This window comes from Erwinia magellanica (genome assembly GCF_039023495.1).
Lineage (GTDB): Bacteria > Pseudomonadota > Gammaproteobacteria > Enterobacterales > Enterobacteriaceae > Erwinia.
In genome coordinates this window covers 570,159-589,374 of record NZ_JBCHVC010000001.1, presented here as the reverse complement: position 1 = coordinate 589,374, position 19,216 = coordinate 570,159, and the positions used below count along the sequence as shown (strand labels likewise).

General features: G+C 49.5%; 20 protein-coding genes and 2 pseudogenes. 13 read left to right on the top strand and 9 right to left on the bottom strand.

Annotation, left to right across the window (positions count from 1 at the left end; all coding sequences use genetic code 11):
* Window positions 1–208: 208 nt before the first annotated feature.
* Window positions 209–532, bottom strand: a complete 324-nt coding sequence (locus AAH450_RS02650) for a nuclear transport factor 2 family protein (protein WP_342908787.1) — start codon at window positions 530–532, stop codon at window positions 209–211.
* A 460-nt stretch (window positions 533–992) separates the two neighbouring features.
* Between AAH450_RS02650 and AAH450_RS02645 the strand changes: the two genes are divergently transcribed.
* The 4 genes from AAH450_RS02645 to AAH450_RS02630 all read left to right on the top strand — a co-directional run bounded on the left by AAH450_RS02645 (window position 993) and on the right by AAH450_RS02630 (window position 5,458).
* Window positions 993–2,351 (top strand): esterase-like activity of phytase family protein, encoded by a 1,359-nt coding sequence (locus tag AAH450_RS02645; RefSeq protein WP_342908786.1) that lies wholly within the window; start codon window positions 993–995, stop codon window positions 2,349–2,351.
* Between the two features lie 270 nt (window positions 2,352–2,621).
* Window positions 2,622–3,872 carry an MFS transporter gene (locus AAH450_RS02640; protein ID WP_342908785.1) on the top strand — a complete coding sequence of 417 codons (1,251 nt, stop codon included), beginning with the start codon at window positions 2,622–2,624 and terminating at the stop codon, window positions 3,870–3,872.
* Between the two features lie 610 nt (window positions 3,873–4,482).
* Window positions 4,483–4,794, top strand: a complete 312-nt coding sequence (locus AAH450_RS02635; RefSeq protein ID WP_342908784.1) for a hypothetical protein — start codon at window positions 4,483–4,485, stop codon at window positions 4,792–4,794.
* Window positions 4,795–4,921: 127 nt separating this feature from the next.
* Window positions 4,922–5,458 (top strand): GNAT family N-acetyltransferase, encoded by a 537-nt coding sequence (locus AAH450_RS02630; protein WP_342908783.1) that lies wholly within the window; start codon window positions 4,922–4,924, stop codon window positions 5,456–5,458.
* 54 nt (window positions 5,459–5,512) lie between these two features.
* Here the strand turns inward: AAH450_RS02630 and AAH450_RS02625 are convergent, their stop codons facing one another.
* Window positions 5,513–5,998 carry a GNAT family N-acetyltransferase gene (locus AAH450_RS02625; RefSeq protein WP_342908782.1) on the bottom strand — a complete coding sequence of 162 codons (486 nt, stop codon included), beginning with the start codon at window positions 5,996–5,998 and terminating at the stop codon, window positions 5,513–5,515.
* Between the two features lie 338 nt (window positions 5,999–6,336).
* Here AAH450_RS02625 and AAH450_RS02620 point away from each other — a divergent pair.
* The 3 genes and pseudogenes from AAH450_RS02620 to AAH450_RS02610 all read left to right on the top strand — a co-directional run.
* Window positions 6,337–6,471: pseudogene (locus AAH450_RS02620) on the top strand (molecular chaperone DnaJ); the annotation flags it as partial.
* A gap of 201 nt (window positions 6,472–6,672) precedes the next feature.
* The gene (locus AAH450_RS02615) at window positions 6,673–6,963 is read left to right on the top strand and encodes a Bor family protein (protein ID WP_342908781.1); all 291 of its coding nucleotides are present in this window, start codon (window positions 6,673–6,675) and stop codon (window positions 6,961–6,963) included.
* Window positions 6,964–7,206: 243 nt separating this feature from the next.
* Window positions 7,207–8,088, top strand: a complete 882-nt coding sequence (locus tag AAH450_RS02610) for a hypothetical protein (RefSeq protein ID WP_342908780.1) — start codon at window positions 7,207–7,209, stop codon at window positions 8,086–8,088.
* 283 nt (window positions 8,089–8,371) lie between these two features.
* Here the strand turns inward: AAH450_RS02610 and AAH450_RS02605 are convergent, their stop codons facing one another.
* Together AAH450_RS02605 and AAH450_RS02600 are read right to left on the bottom strand one after the other, a co-directional pair.
* Window positions 8,372–8,854, bottom strand: coding sequence for a glutathione peroxidase (locus AAH450_RS02605; protein ID WP_342908779.1), 483 nt, complete (start codon window positions 8,852–8,854; stop codon window positions 8,372–8,374).
* 268 nt (window positions 8,855–9,122) lie between these two features.
* Window positions 9,123–9,503: a winged helix-turn-helix transcriptional regulator gene (locus AAH450_RS02600; protein WP_342908778.1), complete on the bottom strand. Its 381-nt coding sequence runs from the start codon at window positions 9,501–9,503 to the stop codon at window positions 9,123–9,125.
* Window positions 9,504–9,602: 99 nt separating this feature from the next.
* Here AAH450_RS02600 and AAH450_RS02595 point away from each other — a divergent pair, with 99 nt between their 5' ends.
* A complete protein-coding gene (locus AAH450_RS02595) occupies window positions 9,603–10,334 on the top strand; it encodes an SDR family NAD(P)-dependent oxidoreductase (protein ID WP_342908777.1) in 732 nt (243 codons plus the stop codon).
* A gap of 250 nt (window positions 10,335–10,584) precedes the next feature.
* Here AAH450_RS02595 and ftrA read toward each other — a convergent pair whose 3' ends face one another.
* Window positions 10,585–11,553, bottom strand: a complete 969-nt coding sequence (gene ftrA, locus AAH450_RS02590) for a transcriptional regulator FtrA (RefSeq protein WP_342909553.1) — start codon at window positions 11,551–11,553, stop codon at window positions 10,585–10,587.
* A 95-nt stretch (window positions 11,554–11,648) separates the two neighbouring features.
* On the opposite strand from ftrA, the gene AAH450_RS02585 reads away from it, so the two are divergent.
* Window positions 11,649–12,083, top strand: a complete 435-nt coding sequence (locus AAH450_RS02585; RefSeq protein ID WP_342908776.1) for a rhodanese-like domain-containing protein — start codon at window positions 11,649–11,651, stop codon at window positions 12,081–12,083.
* A 258-nt stretch (window positions 12,084–12,341) separates the two neighbouring features.
* Here the strand turns inward: AAH450_RS02585 and AAH450_RS02580 are convergent, their stop codons facing one another.
* Window positions 12,342–13,253: a LysR family transcriptional regulator gene (locus AAH450_RS02580; protein ID WP_342908775.1), complete on the bottom strand. Its 912-nt coding sequence runs from the start codon at window positions 13,251–13,253 to the stop codon at window positions 12,342–12,344.
* 165 nt (window positions 13,254–13,418) lie between these two features.
* Between AAH450_RS02580 and AAH450_RS02575 the strand changes: the two genes are divergently transcribed.
* The 3 genes from AAH450_RS02575 to AAH450_RS02565 all read left to right on the top strand — a co-directional run bounded on the left by AAH450_RS02575 (window position 13,419) and on the right by AAH450_RS02565 (window position 15,597).
* Window positions 13,419–14,117, top strand: coding sequence for a glutathione S-transferase family protein (locus tag AAH450_RS02575; protein ID WP_342908774.1), 699 nt, complete (start codon window positions 13,419–13,421; stop codon window positions 14,115–14,117).
* Window positions 14,118–14,319: 202 nt separating this feature from the next.
* Window positions 14,320–14,691 (top strand): DUF427 domain-containing protein, encoded by a 372-nt coding sequence (locus AAH450_RS02570; protein WP_342908773.1) that lies wholly within the window; start codon window positions 14,320–14,322, stop codon window positions 14,689–14,691.
* Between the two features lie 258 nt (window positions 14,692–14,949).
* Complete coding sequence (locus tag AAH450_RS02565; RefSeq protein ID WP_342908772.1) at window positions 14,950–15,597, top strand: DNA-binding protein; 648 nt, start codon at window positions 14,950–14,952, stop codon at window positions 15,595–15,597.
* A 38-nt stretch (window positions 15,598–15,635) separates the two neighbouring features.
* Here AAH450_RS02565 and AAH450_RS02560 read toward each other — a convergent pair whose 3' ends face one another.
* A complete protein-coding gene (locus AAH450_RS02560; RefSeq protein WP_342908771.1) occupies window positions 15,636–16,346 on the bottom strand; it encodes an RES family NAD+ phosphorylase in 711 nt (236 codons plus the stop codon).
* A gap of 410 nt (window positions 16,347–16,756) precedes the next feature.
* Window positions 16,757–16,912, bottom strand: a pseudogene (locus AAH450_RS02555) (transposase domain-containing protein); the annotation flags it as partial.
* 392 nt (window positions 16,913–17,304) lie between these two features.
* Here AAH450_RS02555 and AAH450_RS02550 point away from each other — a divergent pair.
* Window positions 17,305–18,528 (top strand): FAD-dependent oxidoreductase, encoded by a 1,224-nt coding sequence (locus AAH450_RS02550; RefSeq protein WP_342908770.1) that lies wholly within the window; start codon window positions 17,305–17,307, stop codon window positions 18,526–18,528.
* Here AAH450_RS02550 and AAH450_RS02545 read toward each other — a convergent pair.
* Entirely contained in the window at window positions 18,508–19,173 is a 666-nt protein-coding gene (locus AAH450_RS02545) for a DUF998 domain-containing protein (RefSeq protein WP_342908769.1), read from the bottom strand. The genes AAH450_RS02550 and AAH450_RS02545 overlap by 21 nt on opposite strands.
* Window positions 19,174–19,216 lie beyond the last annotated feature (43 nt).

Genomic DNA, 19,216 nt, shown 5'->3' with positions numbered 1-19,216 from the left:
AACGGGTATCGGTGGTTATTCTCTGTGTAGGCTACCTGTATAAAAACAGGCTTAGGGTAAAATATTTCTCTGTTCGCTCCTGGCACAAAGCGGACTTACGGCAGGCTAAGTCCGCTATGAGCGAGAAGCGGACCTTTAAAAGTCCGCTAACATTTGAGGTAAACGACCTTTTAATCTAACCCGGAGGGACTCTCAATAAAAATTGAGTTTATGGGAAATAGAACCATGCTGTTGAAATAAGATTATTTTTAACTTCAAAGACAGCCATGCTTTCCAAAGGAGCGGGAGACAAGCCATATATCAATTCGTGATCGAAAACTTTAGTACCCAGCACAGTTCTGGAAATGAGTTCGGCTCTAAGTTCACGATTATTAACGTAAAACTCACGTAATGATTCTTTTCCTATGGTTGAAGGGCTTTCGGTGGGCATCCGGTAGCCTTTAAACTCCTCTGAAAAACAAGACATGAACGCTTCAATATCATGAGAATTATATGCTTCAAACTGTGCCTTAACAGGCGACTCTGCTGACATATCAACCTCGCTTCATTTTGATTAATTATGCAAAATAATAGCATTTTAATTCAAAAAAGGAAGTGGGTTCGTCTTCTAATAATCAAATTTTATCCGGCCATGAACTCTGTCCGCTCATAGCACACGGTGCGTCCGTGTCAGGCTGGTTTGTGCCAGAAGCGGACGTTCCCGGTTCAGGGAAAAGACGCCCCCAGACTGAACATCTTTAGCTACCTTGCCAGGCGATGCCTCTCAGTGAACTTTCTGCCTTAGGCATTACGGGCAAGTGTCCGCATCAATGCCACCGCCTTTGTCCTGAAATTTTGAACATAATATCTAAACATACAGGTTCATTCTCTCACCATCCCCTTCTCAACGGTGAAGAAATCAATCGGTTAGCAGCCAACATTTCCCGGAGATTTCATTTTTCTGTCATTTTTATTCTTTACGCTGTTAGCTTCCCTGTATGGATATTAAAAATATGAAAATAAAAGCTATTTCTCTGGTTGTCGGCTGTGCGCTCTCTTCGTCAACGCTCGCGGCGCAGCCGCAGGTCGAGCGCTATATCGTCAGTTTTCCCGAAGGTACACGCGTAAGCTACAACGGCGCGTTTGCCAGCGCGTTTCCAAATGGTTTGCCGGTGGGGATTGGCTCCGGTTTGCTGTTTACCGGCAAGCAGGGGGATGCGTTCACCTTCGCAACCGTCACCGATCGCGGGCCGAATGCTGACTCGCCTGATGTGGGTAAGAGAGAGGCAAAAATTTTCGTCACGCCAGAATTCGCCCCACTGCTGATGAATATTCGGGTGCAGAACGGCAAAGCGGAGGCCACGGACGCCCGACCATTGCATGACGATAAGGGCAATATTAACGGATTGCCGTTGCAGGATGGCGTCATCGGATCAACCAATGAAATCGCGCTAAACGATACGTTGAAAGTGCTGCATGGCGATAACCGCGGTCTGGATACGGAAGGCATTACGCCGGACGGCAAGGGAGGGTACTGGCTGTGCGATGAGTATGGTCCGTTCCTGATTAACGTCGATGCGCGCGGCAAGATCCTGACAATTAACGGGCCGCAGGCAGCAGAGGGGGAGAAATCCATCGCGGGCGGTCTGCCGAACGTTCTCAAATGGCGTCAGCCAAATCGTGGATTTGAAGGACTCACCCGCATGCCGGACGGGCGTATCATCGCCGCGGTGCAAAGCACGCTGGATATCAACGGTAAAAGTAAAAAGCAGGCGCGCTTTACCCGCCTGGTTAGTTTCGATCCGGCGACCGGGAAAACCGCGATGTATGGTTACCCTATCGACAGCGCCGCTTACGGTAAAAACAGCGACGCAAAAATTGGTGATATCGTGGCGCTCGACAATCAGCATATCCTGCTGATTGAACAAGGCAGCGACAAAGACGATGCGATGCGCAATCTTATCTATAAGGTGGATCTTAGCCCGGCTACCGAGCTTGCAGCGTTCGATAAGCCTGGCGAGTATCCGGAGTTTGACGACGAGAAAGCGCTGGCGCAGCGCGGCATTAAGCTCGCCGCTAAAACGCTGGTGGTCGATTTACGTCAACTCGGCTGGCAGCAGGAGAAGGCTGAAGGTCTGGCGCTGATCGATAATAAAACGCTGGCCGTCACCAATGACAATGACTTCGGCGTGAGAACGGTCATGCAAAATCCGGTTGAAGGTAAGAAGCGTAAGGATTATCGGGTGACCGAACAGGGGACGCTTACGGTAGATGATAAGCCGGTTGCAACGACTATCGGCATAAAGCCGCTGAAGAAACCTGAGTCAGACAGCGAGTTGTGGATTGTCACGCTGGCGGCACCGCTGAAATAAACGCCCTTCCCACCCCAGGCTGCGTCCCTTAATTGCATCACTTTTTGTAAAAGAGCCGGATGCAGCCCAGTTTTGCTATCGACAGATCATTCCTCGGCGTTTGGTTACAGCGGGCTACGGGCCAGACATCGTCCGCTATGAGCGAAGAGCGGAAGTTATTTCCCTGCTTGTCTAATCTGCACAATGCAGTGTAACGATCAGATCATGCTAAAGTATTAGCAAAAACAGGAGTTTTAAAAAAGAACCTCTAACCCAGAAGCCATTTTCATAATGAAAACATTTAATAAAAAAGTTAGCGCTTTTCACTTCAGTCCTTTTCGTAATCTGTTTGCTGCTCGCCTTCTTACCGTACTGGGTAATGGTATTGCACCGATTGCATTAGCGTTCGCAGTGCTTGATATTGGCGGGTCGGTGTCTGATTTAGGTCTCGTTGTTGCGTCCCGCTCCATCTTTAACGTTGTATTCTTGTTGATTGGAGGCGTATTAGCGGACCGCTACTCTCGTAACCAAGTATTGGTATCCTCTTCAATTATTGCGGCAGTTTCGCAAGCTATTGTCGCATGGTCTGTGCTGGACGGTTCAGCAACTGTGATGAGTCTGGCATTACTTGGAACTTTAAATGGAGCAGCAGCTGGCATCGCATTACCTGCATCCTCAGCGCTGGTTCCCCAAACTGTTCCAGTGCAGAATTTGCGAGCAGCAAATGCATTAATTCAGCTTGGTATTTATGGCGGTACAATTATCGGCACTTCGCTTGGTGGGATCCTAATCAGTTCTGTCGGACCCGGTTGGGGACTGGCAATTGATGCGATAGGTTTCGCAGCCTCTGCACCGCTTTATTTCTTAATTCGCATTACATCAATCAAAGCATGCCCACCATCAGGTAATATCTTGCAGGACTTAAAAGAAGGATGGGAAGAATTCGCAAGCCGAGCTTGGGTATGGGCAATTGTGGTCCAATTCACCATTATCAATGCAGCATTTAGTGGCGTAATGATGGTACTCGGCCCTGTGATTGCTGATGCTTCTTTTGGGCGAGCCAATTGGGGAATTATGGTTGCTGCGCAAAGTGTTGGCCTTATGACAGGTTCGTTCTTCGCCCTAAGATGGCGTCCACGACGCGATCTCTTTATTGGTGTAATGCTAGTCGCATTTTGCTCAGTTCCCATTTTTATGCTTGGTCAACCTACTTCTGCAACGTGGCTTATTACAGCTTTTTTTATTGCTGGCGTAACTTTCGGTCTGTTCGGAGTCTCCTGGGCTCATTCATTACAAACTCATATTCCTCAGGAAAAATTGGCTCGCGTGTACGCCTATGACGCTGTCGGTTCGTTTGTGGCTATTCCCTTCGGTGAACTGGTCGCCGGGCCGCTGGCAATACATTATGGTAGTAGTAATGTGCTTCTGGTTTCAGCGATGGCAGTAGTCATAGCAACTTTAGGAACCTGCCTGGTCCCAGGGATTAGACAACTCGACAATTTTTCACAGGTTAAGTCGCAAAAGGCTACTACCTCCTCATGACAATACTCAAAAAAATTACAAAACTTGAAGTGCAAACTATTGCCTGAGACTTTATAAGACGATTGAAAATGCCTAAGGAATTAGCATTTCCTGAACTCTTGAACTTCCGCTTTTGGCACAAAGCAGACAAGTGGAGGGGGTGAGTTCGGTATGAATGAAAGTCAGGCCTGAAAGTGGCAAGTTAAGCAGCAGAAAAGATGTTTAATCTGAAAACGCAAACAGGGCGCCTTCTAATGAAAGTAAACAACTGCCTGACTTGTGGTCAGCCTATGAGCAAACTACCAGACACCTTAAATCTGGATTGTGGAGGAGACTGTTTAAGTTGTATGGCCTGGCATGGTGATCCAGACGCAATAGAGGATTTTGAGAGACTTACTGGCGAGAAAGTTGATGTTCATGGACGTTCATATCGTTCGTTTAAGATTGAAGGTCAGTCATGAGCGAGAAGCGGACGCGCGCCGTTCACATCCCGGCGATGCACCCTACTTGCTGGTAACCTGCAAAAACACCCGGATTGAACATAACATTCGGGCGGCGAATCACAGTCGTGCACCAACAGAATTCGCAAAGTGGTATGGTTATCCTCCCGTAACAAGGAGAGGAAAAGTTAATGATCGTACGTACATGGCACGGCTGCGTTCCACTGAGGCATGCGGAGGGCTTTGCAAAACACCTTGAGAAAACGGGTGTTGAACATTCCAAAAGCGTTCGTGGTAACCGGGGAGCACAAGTGCGCAGAGAAACTCAGGATAACTGGGAGCATTTTTTCCTTGCTACTTACTGGCAGGATCTCGATGCGGTGAAGGAATTTGCAGGCGAGAACTATAACGTGGCCGTAACCTACCCGGATGACGAAGAGTTTGAGTTGCTTTCAGATCCCTACGTATTCCAGCACGAAGTGGAAGCCGTCTCACCACTCTAGCCATATTTCAAGGTGACCCCGCAGGCCATCCGTATTGAACATAACATCTGTGTTGTGAACCTGAAGTATTACAGATATAAAACAGCAAGATAATTCATAAAATGAACAAATAATTCGGGAAATTATTTTGCAGATAACCTCATCTCGACTGCATCTTCGCCCTGTAATCACATCAGACGCAGATGATCTTTTCAGGATTTATGGCGATCCTGCTACGAACACGTTTAATCCCTCCGGTCCTTATCCTGATATTCACCATGCACGAAATGTGTTGGCTCGATGGATAAGCCACTGGGAAACTCACCTTTTCGGGAGCTGGGCTATCTCGCTGAAGGATACACCCGAAAGGATCATTGGTTTTGGTGGGCTAAGCATCATCAGTTATGCCGATATCTCTATCAATAACCTGGGGTATCGTTTTTCCACTGAGTCATGGGGAAAAGGCCTGGCAACAGAGTTTGCTAAATACGCGGTCAACTACGGATTCGGTGAGATAAAACTACCTGAGATATCTGCCGTGGTAAGAGCAAACCACCTGGCATCGCAGAAAGTCCTAACTAGTGCGGGACTCCGGTACCTGCGGGACGTTCATGATGTGCAAAATGCGCCCGCAAGCATGCTGTTTACACTGACCCAAGATGAGTGGGAACAAAAGTCAGAGTAAGGGGGCTGGTCACTCCCTTTTAACATAACACCGCAATAGCGCCCTTAGACGAAATCACTGTGCAGGCATAGCAAAGGTCTGCAAGCGCTCATGATCCAAACGAAAGTACTGCTTTTCCTCGATCAGGGACGCACCGATAGACAGATAGAACTCGGCGGCTTTCGGATTGGTGGTTTCAGCAGTCCAGTCAAATCGTGTGCAACCATGCTCAATTGCAAAAGCCGCTATAAATCGCATGAGGGATTTCCCTACCCCCTGACCTCTGACGGCCGCTGATGTGAAGAGATCTTTCATATACGCCTGGCCGGAGCATTTTGGAGCAGGAAACATCAGCGTGAACGTGGCAAAACCGACAAGCGTTCCGTTGTGCCATGCTCCGAGGACCGTTACACCAGAGTAAGCAGAGAAAACCCTGTTGGTCAGATAGGAAAGCATTTCGTCATAGCTGACAGCCTTGTCCCCAAAATAATACGACTCCATTTCGACAAAAACACTCGCCAGTTCCGGAATATCCGACGCATCACATATCTCGATTCTCATCCACTTTCCCTTTATTTTTTACAGTCTGCCCTTCACTCGTATTTACCCTAACATCAGTTGCGCCCCCTCCATAAAGCGCCTCAGCGCGTTTGTGCGCCCTCCGGCCCGAAAGACACAGCATACCATCCCGATCCGCAAAAAACGCCCCTGATAAGTTTTAGCACGGTGCATGGCTATGCACAAAAGTGCCTGGCCGGGATTTTAGCGGCTAAAATCCGGTGAACGCCCTGAAAGAGGTTGTAAAACTGTACCTTATAGCGGTGAACGGGCGCGGAATTCTTTCGCGATCGTGAGGCGCTGGCCAAGCCGACAGGCGCGACAGAAACTTACAGGCAGCTTTGAGCGAGAAGCATAAGTCGCTGCTGCGTGAGCTGGAATAGAGCTTTGGTGGTGCGGCGGGCGACAAGAACAGTCCGCATTCAAAAAGCTTTCTCGATGGCGTCAAAAAGTTCTTCGACGATTTGACTCGCTAAGCGGAAACGCTGCGGTAAACATAAAAAGCCCCTGCTGTGCAGGGTTTTTTTTTATTGCTGTACTATTCAGCAAAACGTATCCGTTAGGCGTACTTAAAAATCTTTCTCATGTTTCCGCTTTCGTTGTCGATAACCTGATTGCTGGCTGAGTGATGATTTCACTCAGCATTTATTTTTTCATTTCAGGCAATAAGGATATTTATGAACAAGCTTTGTGTTGCTGCGTTGTTGGCTCTGAGTTTAACCGGCTGTGCGCAGCAGACTTTCGTAATGAAACAGAATCAAGTTGGCGCGGCGACGAAAACCATCAGCCAGCCGTTCTTTGTTTCAGGTATCGGTCAGCGTAAGAGCATTGATGCGGCACAGGTGTGCGGCGGCCAGGAAAAAGTTAGTCGGGTTGAAGTGCAGCAGACGTTTGTTAATGGCTTACTGAGTGTGGTGACGTTTGGTATCTACACGCCACGTGAAGCACGCGTTTATTGCGCCATCTGATAATGCCTCAGGCCGGTTCGCCGGCCTAATCCTGCGCCTGTTATTAAATCGCATTAGTATATTGTAACTATTAAATTCTGCTGTCGCACCGCTGCGCGGTCCGCTATGAGCGAAGAGCGAACGTTTAACTGATGATGCCTGAGTTTCTTCACTCTGCTAAGCATAATATCCCGACCACGAATCACACCGCCTTCCACATCATGTTATGTTTAAAGCCCGCCCAGAACATGAGGACAACAAATAATGTCATTCAATAATAAAAAACTATTTATTACTCTCTTATCCCTCTGCACATTTCAGACTTATGCAGCACAATGCACAGCGGAAATCTTAGCTAAGAACAAACTGAACAACTTCATCCTTAGTAGCCAACAGACAAGAACTGGAATTCCCAAATCTATATCAATCACTATTGATAGTCCTGATGGGTATCTCCGCGCATCGATTCAAAGCAACTTTAGTCAATGTGGTGAGCTAATTGGCGGCCGTATGGAGGAGGTCAAAACCTCCACAAGTCAGAAGACAGTTTTCACGGCAACCTCTGAAAGCCAGTTGAATAAAACGGAATTTGGCTGGCGCATCCAGCTGGACTCAAAAGGGCTCGTAGCCGATAAAAACAGTCAGAAAACCACTCAGGTATATCGGCAGACACTTGAGGGAATCTACCAGCTTAACGATAAAGGAATTATTAGCCGTGCGGTTAGTCGTTCGGTTATCGCGGCCACAAAACTGGAAGATAATGACAAAACCGCAGTGAGCACAATCGACTACGCCTTCAATTCATCAGGACTATTGGCAAGCGCAGCAAGCGAAGGAAGTATGGCGATAGATAATAATACGGTTGTATATAGTTATGATGTTAATCATCGGCTGATCAAATCTCAATCACCCTCAACCATTGAAGAGTTTGGCTATGATAACGAGGGCCGTGAGTTGACCATGAGCAAGACCCAGACCTATTTCACCATCGAAAAAAACTTGGCCACCTGCGAGGAGTGGAACTCACATGGAGAATGCATTAGCGCCAATATGGATATCACGATCACCCCCACTGATCGTACAGGTAAACAGTATGTGAACAAACATAACGCCGTAATGACGGCGAAATATGAATACTGGAACTGACCCTTTCACCTGCTACATAAGGCGTCAAAAGGGTATGGGATCCGAATCTGGATCATTTATTTCATCCAGGTTCTGAACTGAACCGCCCTGGCATAACTCGGTCGAATGGCCGGCTTCCCGTTAATTGATCCGGCATAATTTCAGCAATGTCCGCTTCTGGCACACAGCGGCCTGTCGCTGGCTTACAGTCCACTATGAGCCAAAAGCGGACGTTAACCTCACACAGAGGTAATCATTTTGTCGGAATTACGCTGAAGATAAGTGGTTCAGATTACATAAGCACTCAGATTTCAAGTGCAGCAAGGATGACGGCTTCCATTTTCTCCGGGGTGGAGATCGGTGCAAAACGCCTGAGTGGTTTTCCGTCGCGTCCGATCAGGAACTTAGTAAAGTTCCATTTGATCCACCCGCCCGGTACGCCGGGCAACTCATCTTTCAGGTAACGAAACACCGGGTGCGTTGCGGCGCCGTTGACGTTTACTTTTTCGAACATCGGGAAGCTCACACCGTAGTTGATGTGACAGGTCTGCGCGATTTCTTCGGCGCCGCCGGGTTCCTGCTTACCAAACTGGTTGCAGGGAAAACCAAGAACCACCAGCCCCTGTGCGGCGTACTTCTTGTAAAGCGCTTCAAGGCCTGCGTATTGAGGCGTGAACCCACAATGGCTGGCCGTATTAACCACCAGAACCGTCTTGCCAGCGTAGTCGGCCATAGAGATGGGCTTGCCACGCAGACTGGTGGCAGAAAGTTGATAAAAAGTGGTCATGTCAAAATCCTCAGAATTGCTCACCTCACAGATCAGTTCGGTAAGACAGGTTAACCGCCTGTGGATCAGAATTGCGCATTTGCACGTCCGCTACTGGCATTTAGCCGTCTTAGGGCTTCTGGCGGCGTCAACTATGTTCAGAATCCAGGCGTGCGGGCTTGTTTACTGTTGATAAGTTTAATACGAGCATTCGTCCATGATGGATCGTTCCGTCGTAAGCCCGAAAGAATGAGCGGTTTATCGCAGTGTTATTCAACGTTACGACTCTTCAGCAAATCTCTTCCGTATGCCTGGTATCATATTCCAGCTGAGCCTGCCCCATTTCAGTTCCATGTTTTAACGCCCATTCGTAGAGCGCAACAAAAGGTTCCTGAAGCGTTTTTGCCAGTGCTGTAAGACTGTACTCCACGCTCACCGGCGAAGTAGGCAGTACTTTCCGATTCACCAATCCATTGCGCTCAAGCCGCTTAAGCGCATCAGACAAGGCTTTGTGCGTAATTCCATCCAGCCGGCGGCGGAGTTCATTGAAGCGTACGGGTTCACTACAAAGTACTGTGAGGATTAAAATCGACCATTTATTGGTTATGTTCTCTAGCACCGGTCGGGTTTTTCCTATTTCTGTCAGGCTGTTACTGTCAATCTGATTCATGGCGATATACTCCGCGATACCTGGTATAAACAAAGTGCGTAATTGTTATTAAGTATAAAAATTATATCATCTGTTTTCCATCCCTGACGGAGTTTGCAGATGAACAGGTTAGAAAATAAAGTTGCCCTGATCCTGGGCGGCGCAAAAGGTATTGGTCTTGCTATCAGCCAGCGATTTGCCAGTGAAGGTGCAACAACCTGGTTCACCTCGCGCCGAAACGAGGAGTTAGAAGCAGCCAGCCACACCCTGGAAGGCAATGTCAGGCCGCTACGTGCTGATGTCAGCCAGATCAGCGAACTGACACGTATAGTTGAGTTGATAGAAGCGGAGTCCGGCCAGATAGATGTGCTGGTCATCAACGCCGGAATGGCGGAATACTCGCCTCTTGATGAAGTCACCCCGGCACATTTTGATGCGACTTTCAGCCTTAATGTACGCTCCCCACTTTTTGCTCTCCAGGCAGCCCTTCCCCTGATGAAAGCGGGAGCAAGTGTAGTATTGATAGGTTCGATTGCCGATGTCATTGGTACCAAAGGATATGGCGTGTACGGCGCCAGTAAAGCGGCACTTCGGTCTTTTGCCCGCACATGGACAGCTGAACTCTCCGCCAGGGGCATTCGCATTAATGTTGTCGCCCCTGGCCCTGTCGATACGGAGATGATGCAGGCCGCCTCCGAAGAGCTGCGGAGTGAGATAATCAGCGCAATTCCGTTATCAAGAATGGCCAGACCGGAAGAAGTGGCAAATGCTGCACTATTCCTTGCGAGTGATGAAAGCAGTTATATAGCCGGAGCAGAAATCTGTGTGGATGGTGGGCTGACACAGGTTTGATAAATCGGGTTCAGTTTCACTGCGATCCGGGAAAAGATAAATAAAAGAGGAACCGGGCTACTCCCCGGTTTTGCCTTTTATAGGGCTGTTAACCTGAGTGCCTGTGCTCACATTGCCGTTTATTTATGCGCCCGGCCAGATGCGCTTCAGGAGAGTGCTGCGGCCATGCGCAAAAGCGGATCTACAGATCAAACATGCTGCAAGGTTTGTCAGGCGATATCACCATGAGGGACGAACTTGATGAACTGACTCATTCCGCGCTTGTTCCTCCAAAATTTTTACGGTAGGAAGAAGGTGATATCCCAACAGATTTACGAAACACAGCCCGAAAAGTTTCCATAGATCTGAAGCCGCAGCGTTCCATAACTTGCTCGTTGTTATGATAACTACTTTCCAGTAATTCACGCGCAAAGTTCATTCGCATTTGCAGCAACCATGCTTTCGGCGTAGTCCCCATCGCATCTCTGAAACGCCTCAGAAAAGTGCGTTCCGACATTAATGCTTTCTCCGCCATTTGACTGACTGACAGTGCACTGCCCAAATTTTGAAGTACCCACTCAAGTACAGGTGCAATTCCATCGCGAGGCTTTTGTGCAACAGGAGAAGGTATAAATTGGGTTTGTCCGCCAGAACGTTGAGGAGCCATTACCAGACGTCGTGCAACGATATTGGCAACATGCATGCCGTAATCACGACTAATCAAATGAAGACAGGCATCAATTCCCGCCGCGCTACCCGCCGATGTGATGAGCTGACCACTGTCGACATAAAGAACATTGGGATCAACAGTTATCCTGGGATAGCGCTCTGCCAGTTCATCCGTATATCTCCAGTGTGTCGTTGCGCGCTTTCCGTCCAACAGCCCTGCTGCGGCAAGAACAAAAACACCTGAACATATCGAGAGCAGGCGTGCTCCGCGATGGCAGGCATCACACAGTGCGTCCAGTAATTCCTGAGGTGGCCTTTCGTCGCGATTGCGCCAGCCAGGAATTATAATGGTTCGGGCTTCCTTCAGAGCCTCCAGTCCGAAACCGGACACCACCTGAATTCCTCCTGCTGCCTGCATTGGATAAGGATCAACAGACACTATGCGGTGTTTATACCAGGGAAAGTTAAATTCAGGGCGTGGAAGGCCAAAAATTTCTACGGCAATACCAAACTCAAATGTACAAAGCCCGTCATAGGCAAGAATATCCACTAAACCCGGTTGATTTAACATTGGCGGAAAATGACCACTTATTGTCAGATACGCCACTTTATCAGTCTCAAGCTGCTTAATACAATCAATGCACCTTCAGACCAGAGATACTACTTATGCCCGGCTTAATCAGTGAAATACCTCCCGCCACGCCCCAGGAGTCTCTGCAACATTTTAGCCGTCGTTTAGCCTTTGAAACCGATTGTTCCGATGTGCATCAAAGCCAGAAGTTGGGCAATATTGACTATGTACTGGTAGACGTAAGGAGTTATGAGGCATTTTCGATATCCCATATTCCAGGCTCAATCAATATTCCAACTCGCTCCATTACTAAGGAGCGGATGTCCGAATTTCCAGGCGATACCTTATTTGTTGTCTACTGCGCAGGCCCTCACTGTAATGGTGTTCACCGGGCAGCGGTACGTTTGGCTGGTTTGGGTTTTCACGTAAAAGAGATGATCGGTGGTCTTACTGGTTGGCTTGACGAAGGCCTTCCCCTGGAGGGAATAAGCCCCTCTGCCCGAACTGAAGGAATGTCCTGCGCATGTTAAGACGTTAAATAAATATTCGGGCAGTGGAATACCCGGACATCAAACTGGAATTTGATGCTAACCAGGGTTTTCGTAATTTCGTGCCGACCTGGCATGGCATGTGGTTTTCAAATCTTCAGCAATTCGTGTCAGGTCATATTCTGTTCAGGGCGAGTCTGTGCTGTGTGGTAAACCCAAACTTTATACGGTTTGGGGTTGGCTCTTTCTGACTGGCTGCTTTGAGCGAGAAGCGGTCATAAGCACCGCACTTACTGTAAGTCAGGATTTCACTGCTGTGCGCAGGAACTCTACAAATGCGCGTACTCGCGCCGACAGATGACGATTCTGGGGGTAGAGAATCGAAAACGGGCGAGAGCGACCACCGTATTTTTGCAGGACCTCTACAAGCTCTCCACGTCTTAAAACGTCTTCCACTGCAAAGCGATAGGTTTGATAAAGGCCTCCGCCCGCGTTGACCCAGGCGACAGCCCCTAACGCATCATTAAGTACACGCATCCGGCTCGTTATCTGTTTCTCGACTGAAGTCCCTGATTCATCGGTGAACAGCCACTGTAGCGGGCGCCCTGTATTCGGGGATATGTACTGGATGCAATCGTGTTGATTGAGGTCATCAATACGGTATGGTTCACCTTTTTTTGCAAGGTATGTCGGAGTTCCGAATACCCCAAGCAAGGCGTCCTCAAGCTTGAAGGCGACAAGACGCGAATCTTGCGGAACACCCAGCCTGATTGCCAGGTCAAAGCCCTCTTCCACAAAGTCGATTATTTTGTCCGAGATACTCATCTCGATATCGATCTGCGGATAAAGCTCAGTGAACCTGGGCATTAAGGGTAACAGGCGAAACGTTCCGTAAGCAGCACTGACGCTAATGCGTAGCGGTCCGCTAGGGACGGCTTGTGAACCCGTGATCGCTCGCTCAGCCTCGGCGATTTGCTCAAGCGCCAGATGACATTCTTTCCAATAAAGCTCGCCCTCAGTTGTAAGCTTGACGGCGCGGGTGGTCCGCAAAAAAAGACGTACTCCCAGACGCTGCTCGAGCCGACTGATTGACCGGCTGACTGCGGCCGGCGTCAAACCGAGGATCTCAGCCGCACTGGTGAAGCTGCCAGTCTCCGCTGCTCTACAGAACTGTTCAATGCTGCCAAGCTGAAGTGGGTTACCCGCTGCCATATTGATTACCATTTGTAATAAATGAATTGATTATCACATGGTTTATCAACCAGGAACAACGCATTAAAGTACCTCTACTGATTCAGCAATAACGCGCCAGGGCCGTGCTACTCAAGCAGTACAGGGTTTTGGCCTACACCTCGACATACTTTTAGGAGCTACACAATGACCAGCAAACTGAACGTTTTCACTTCGCCTTCGGCTTTCCCTAACCCACAGCGCCTGCGCCTGTTCATGCATGAAAAGGGGATCGCCGATCAGTTCCAGGAGACTATTTACGACATGACGCCGGTTGGCGAACAGCGTGGATGGCGTCACTTGAAAATGAATGTCTGGGGTGAGACGCCGACCCTTCAGCTCGCTGACGGGAGCTACATCTCCGAAACCGCAGCTGTCGTCCGTTACCTGGACCAGACCTATCCCGGCCGCAAGATCATGGGGGAGACGCCGCTGGAACAGGGCCTGGACAACATGTGGGATAACCGCATCTGGGTTCACATCCTGTATCGAATCGTCACGGCTTTCCACGTTCTGCATACCGGTCTCGGCTTCAAACTCGAACTGACGAAGAACGAAGCCTGGGGCGAACACTGCCGCAAAGAAGCGTTGGCCCATGCTGCACTGGTCAACAAACATCTTTCGGACGGACGTCAATGGCTGCTGGGGGGCGACGCGCCTACTTTCGCTGACATCACGCTGGCAACCACGATCGCGTTCTCGAAGTTCCCGGTGAATGCTACGCCACTGGACGAACGTTTCGAGTTCCTGGACGCATACTGGCAGCGCTGGCAGCAGCGTCCAGGTTTCCAGGCTGCCTATGCAGACCGTAGCAGCGGTATCCCTGAGCTTGATAACAAGGCGTGATCTGACTTTAAAGTCGCGCGAAATCCAACCGTGGATTTCTCGCGATTGAAGAGGTCTGCGTGGGGGCGTTAGCGGGCAGGCGTGATAGTCTGCTTCGGCCGGGGATAGTCGGTTCAGTGAGATTAAAGCTAACGTCTGATGCATTGCGCGGCAGGTGTATAACCCGCTACGCTTCTTCTGTTATTTTGCGGATGTGTACCCTATGAACAAACCTGTGAAACTGCCTGGGCTGGACCACCCGATCACGATTACGCCCGAATTTCGCCGCGTTACAGTGACGCTGGGCGGAAGGGTCATCGCGGACACCACCCGAGCGCTATCTCTGAAGGAAGCAAGCTACCCGGCAGTCCTGTATATCCCGCGTGACGATGTTCGCATGGAGCAGCTTGAGCGTACCGACCATACAACGTATTGCCCTTACAAAGGGGACTGCGCTTACTACAGCATTCCAGTGGGTGGAGAACGTAGCGTGAACGCCGTATGGACTTATGAACACCCATTTCCTGGAGCAGCACAAATAGGCTCTTACCTGGCGTTCTATCCTGACCGGGTTGACGCTATCAACATCGCTTAGTGCGCGACAGAGCTTTTTTGCTCCTTCAGCAATCCGATCCTTGACTCGCCTCACTCCTGGCACCGTCAGTTGATTTACATGTCTGCTTTGAGCGAGGAGCGGACATCCATAATTGTGTGCATGCTGCCATCACGGTGTATGAACCGACCGGGAGCAGGTCAAAGTTTTACGTCTTGCTTGACCCCAGGTTGTTTGAAAAACACCCCGAATTTGACCATTCCTCTAAAAAGAATTATGATAATCGTCAAATGGAGGTGCATGATGATTAAATACGCCACAGCAGAAAGAGAAATCAACACTTCAGCTAAGCTGAATGAGTACCAGTTGAACCTTCTGAAAAGGATTAACAACCTCGCTGTTTCCCTGATGCCTGAATTTGAAGACAAAAATCAGGCTATGAATGCTGTCACGCTGGATGACGGTTCACTGATGGAATTGCTCTACACCGTTCAACTCGAGCAGAAGACACGCGTCAACGACTACGAAATGCGTAAAGTGCGCCGTCGTCGCGAAAATCTGGAAAGATTTTATCGTGAGCTTCAGGAGTTAGGCGGTACGCTTAAGGTGAATGACGTGGCCGATATCCTTGGCATTACACGCCAGGCGATCAACATTCGTGTTAAGAAGAACAAGCTTTTAGCATTCAAACAAAACGGTGATTTTATTTTCCCGAAATTTCAGTTCACTGATAATGGGCTAATTCCCGGCTTTGAAGACGTGATGGCGGCATTCGAAGAGGATACACATCCAATGTTGCGGTTGGGTGTGCTGAAATCACCGATAGAGGTTAATAGCGAAGGCCTGCAAAAGACGCCGATTCAAATCATGCTGGACGGAGCTAAAAAGTGTGAACTTAGCCTGGCCAAACGTGCGGCTAAACAGTTCGGAAATCAAGTAGCCAGTTAACGGATTTAAAAAGAGGGGCCAGCCCGCCCCTCTTTGATTTACATGGGTTCTGGCGTAATTTCGAATCCAAGCAATTCTTCGAACATCTCTTCGCCTGACATCGTTCCTTTGTGCCACCCCTTAGGGAACATGCCTTTATCAGTTTCGACGTAACTGACATAAGGCCACATCCCCTGAGGGGTATCGGTAAAGGCTGGTGTACTACCCGGTCGTTCCCAAAAGGCATAACAACGCTTATAGCGCTTATGTCTTGAGGTATAGGCAATCCCGTCATAGTCACGCCCGAAATGCGTATAAAGATGTTCCATTAGCCACTGAGGAAAGGTGTAATCCTCGTTCTCTAAGCTATCCAAAGGGATATGTAACAACTCACAGAGTGCTACAACATCAATCACTTTCACCGTTCTCACGACATCCACAGAGCACATATAGTGTTGTGAAAGTACTGATTCAGGATAAGAAATCGTTCCTTTGAGATGGAACAAACGCCCGTATGCTTCCGCCGCCGCCGTTAACGCAGAGTCAGAGGCATACCATACCGCAACACTTCCCCCCAGAGGGTTGTATCGCCCACAGCCGTCTTTCTCAATTGGCGCGCTGAAGTTGATTGCGCTTTTATACAACTTCCTTTGATGACGCTTCAAAAGACCAGGGCCTTGTTGAATATCAATCGCCGGAATACGTCCAGAATTTTTTTGTGCAGTAATCCCTTGTGCAACAACAGTTTTATCAAATGTCCATTTGATCATTTTTAATTCTCCTTCTGTAAACAGATTAAGCCATAGGCTCCTCTCCATATTGATTGAAAAAAATCCCTGCCGTGCTTGCCCGGCAGGTTTCGCGAGACCACGTGCATCTCAATCTCGATTATACCAGGCAAATTTTTTATGTTTCAGAAAGCTAAAAAGTTTTTTTAAAATACTTCCCATGCCTTCTCGATATATTGGCAGGTTTGAAAATAAGAAATAACGCAGAGAGTTTTACCGAAAGGAGGACCATACAGATCCTTATCAGGAGAATCAGAAATGATAACTTCACTGGATACTGTATTTTTTTAGTGAAGATGGTTTGAGTTTCTCAGTAAGCGTCTGGCGAGAGCCGTATTGGCAGCATGACCCGGAGATTATTCCCAGGGCTGGATGACGCGCCACGGCAGGAGTTAGCTTACGCGACTGACCGGCCGGTCGGCGATTACCGACAGCGCATGGCGTAGATAATATTCGGGATCGATGCCGTTCAGGCGGCAGCTCCCGAACACCCCGTACCGCTACGCGCCACGATCGCCAGCGTGATCGGAGCCGAATAACGGGTAATCTTATCGGCCCCGTCTCACCGTTCACAGCGCGTTTTCCGCAGCCGTCGAAGGCATGATACATCCACTTCTGGCACCAAGCGGACCACCTGTCTAAATGACCTAAGATAAAGCCCCCAGCGCCCTTAACGCCAAAAGGTCAAACTATCGGCATCCTCCTTGCTTTGTCAGGGGGATGTCTCATCCACAGCAGGATGATCATTCAGAGGTAAGAGAGCTGCCCGAAGCAGAATCATCCGGGCAGCGTGTTTATCCACTCCCTTCCTGTTTCCCTTCCTGCTTCCCTTCCTGTTTCTCTTCCGTGCCCCCCGGCTTAGCACAATCTGACCCACGAAACAGATAATGATAACTATTATCATATGCTAAGCTTTTTTTTTTAAATCCGGGACCTCACTATGCAGACGGCATTAACCGAAACACTATCCACTGACTGTTGCATCGTAGGCGGCGGCCCTGCCGGGTTGATGCTGGGCTATTTGCTGGCGCGAGCGGGTGTTAACGTGGTGGTGACAGAAAAACATGACGATTTCCTGCGGGATTTTCGTGGCGACACCATCCATCCCTCCACGCTACAAATCCTGCATCATCTGGGCCTGCTGAAGGAATTTCTGACCCTTCCCCACCAGCAAATGGAAAAGCTACAGGCGGAAGTCGGCGGTGAGTCAGTGACGCTGGCAAACTTCTCCCGACTGCCGGTGAAATGCCGGTTTATTGCATTTATGCCACAGTGGGATTTCCTGAATTTTATCGCCAGCAAAGCGAGCTCTCTCCCTGGCTTCACGCTGCTGAAATCGACGCAGTGCGACAGCCTTATTTATGACGCAGAGCGCGTTTGCGGCATCCGCACTTCCGGGAAATCGGGGCCAGGGGAGATCAGAGCAAAGCTGGTTATTGGCGCTGACGGACGGCGGTCTGTGGTCAGAGAAAAGGCGGGACTGACGGGGCGCTCTTTTGGCTCGCCGCGGGATGTGGTGTGGTTCAAGCTTGAAAAGCACCCAGAAGATCCGCAGTGGAGTTCTGGTCATCAGGGGCCAAAGCAGAACTTTATTATGATCGATCGCGGTGACTACTGGCAGTGCGGCTTTTCAATTGCCAAAGGCGAGTTTCAGGCGCTCAGTGAACAAGGTATTGCCGCCTTTAAACAGCAGATCTCTGCCGTTGCACCTTTCCCGGAAGCGCGTCTGGCATCGCTGAAGGAGTGGGAACAGCTGAAACTGTTGAGTATTCGTATTGACCGCCTGGATAAGTGGGCAAAACCTGGCGTGCTGTGTATCGGTGATGCGGCTCACGCCATGTCACCCATTGGCGGCGTCGGCGTTAATCTGGCTATTCAGGATGCGGTAGCAACGGCGAATCTTCTTGCCCCTCCTTTGCTGAAAGGCAGCGTCACCCTCAGGCAGTTGCAGAAAGTTCAGCGCAGGCGTCAGTTCCCTGCCGCAGCCACCCAGTTTATTCAGGTTAAAATGAGCGGCAAAAAGCGCAATAAAGATCAGGCCAGCCCGCTGCCTGGGCTGGTTAAACGGCTGCCTTTTCTGCCCTATGTTTTTGGCTGGATTATCGGGCTGGGTTTTCGCACGGAGCGCCCGCGTGCCGTAGCTTCAAAGCCGCGTTCCGCCTGAAATTTTACTGGGGGAAGCTGTGAGTAACATGCAGCCGGTAAATATCTGCCAGAAGGTGATGGGATAGACAGAAGCCCTCTCAATAAGCCCTGTTGGCAACAGATCCAAGGGGATAATCACCATACAAAGCAGGCCAAAACTGCCCATAAACAGGCTGAAAAGGGTGTAATCCCGCATTTCGGTGCGATGTCGCATCAGCCAGCCCACGGTAATCAGACAGAGGTTGCCGCCGCCTATCGCCATCACCGCCCCGGCTTCATGTAGGGTGAACCCCGCTTCCCCGCTGCCGCTGTGGAATAAGGCGATGATGATCCCGCCCAAGCCATGCAGCAAAGCGGTTAACAGGAACAGCATTTTTCCGGCACCGTTAAAAACTTCACGTAACAGCAGACAGGCGGTGAAAAAGAGCAGGCCTTCCACAGCAAAACCGATATTCATCACGGTGTGCAAGGGAGAGCAAACAGCGCGACCATCGGAAAGCATGCCGCAGCGGGGAATGCCTAAATCACTGATGTAGTTCAGACCGTAATGATAAAGAGGCGCACTCCAGGCCAGCGCGGCGATTTTTTCTGCCAGCAAATATTGCAGCCCACCCAGTGCAAAACTGAGTGCGGCCAGCTTTTTCCATCGGTTTTGCATGTTCATTACTGTCCATCAAGCTGCAACCGCCGGGCAGTTAACTCTGCGG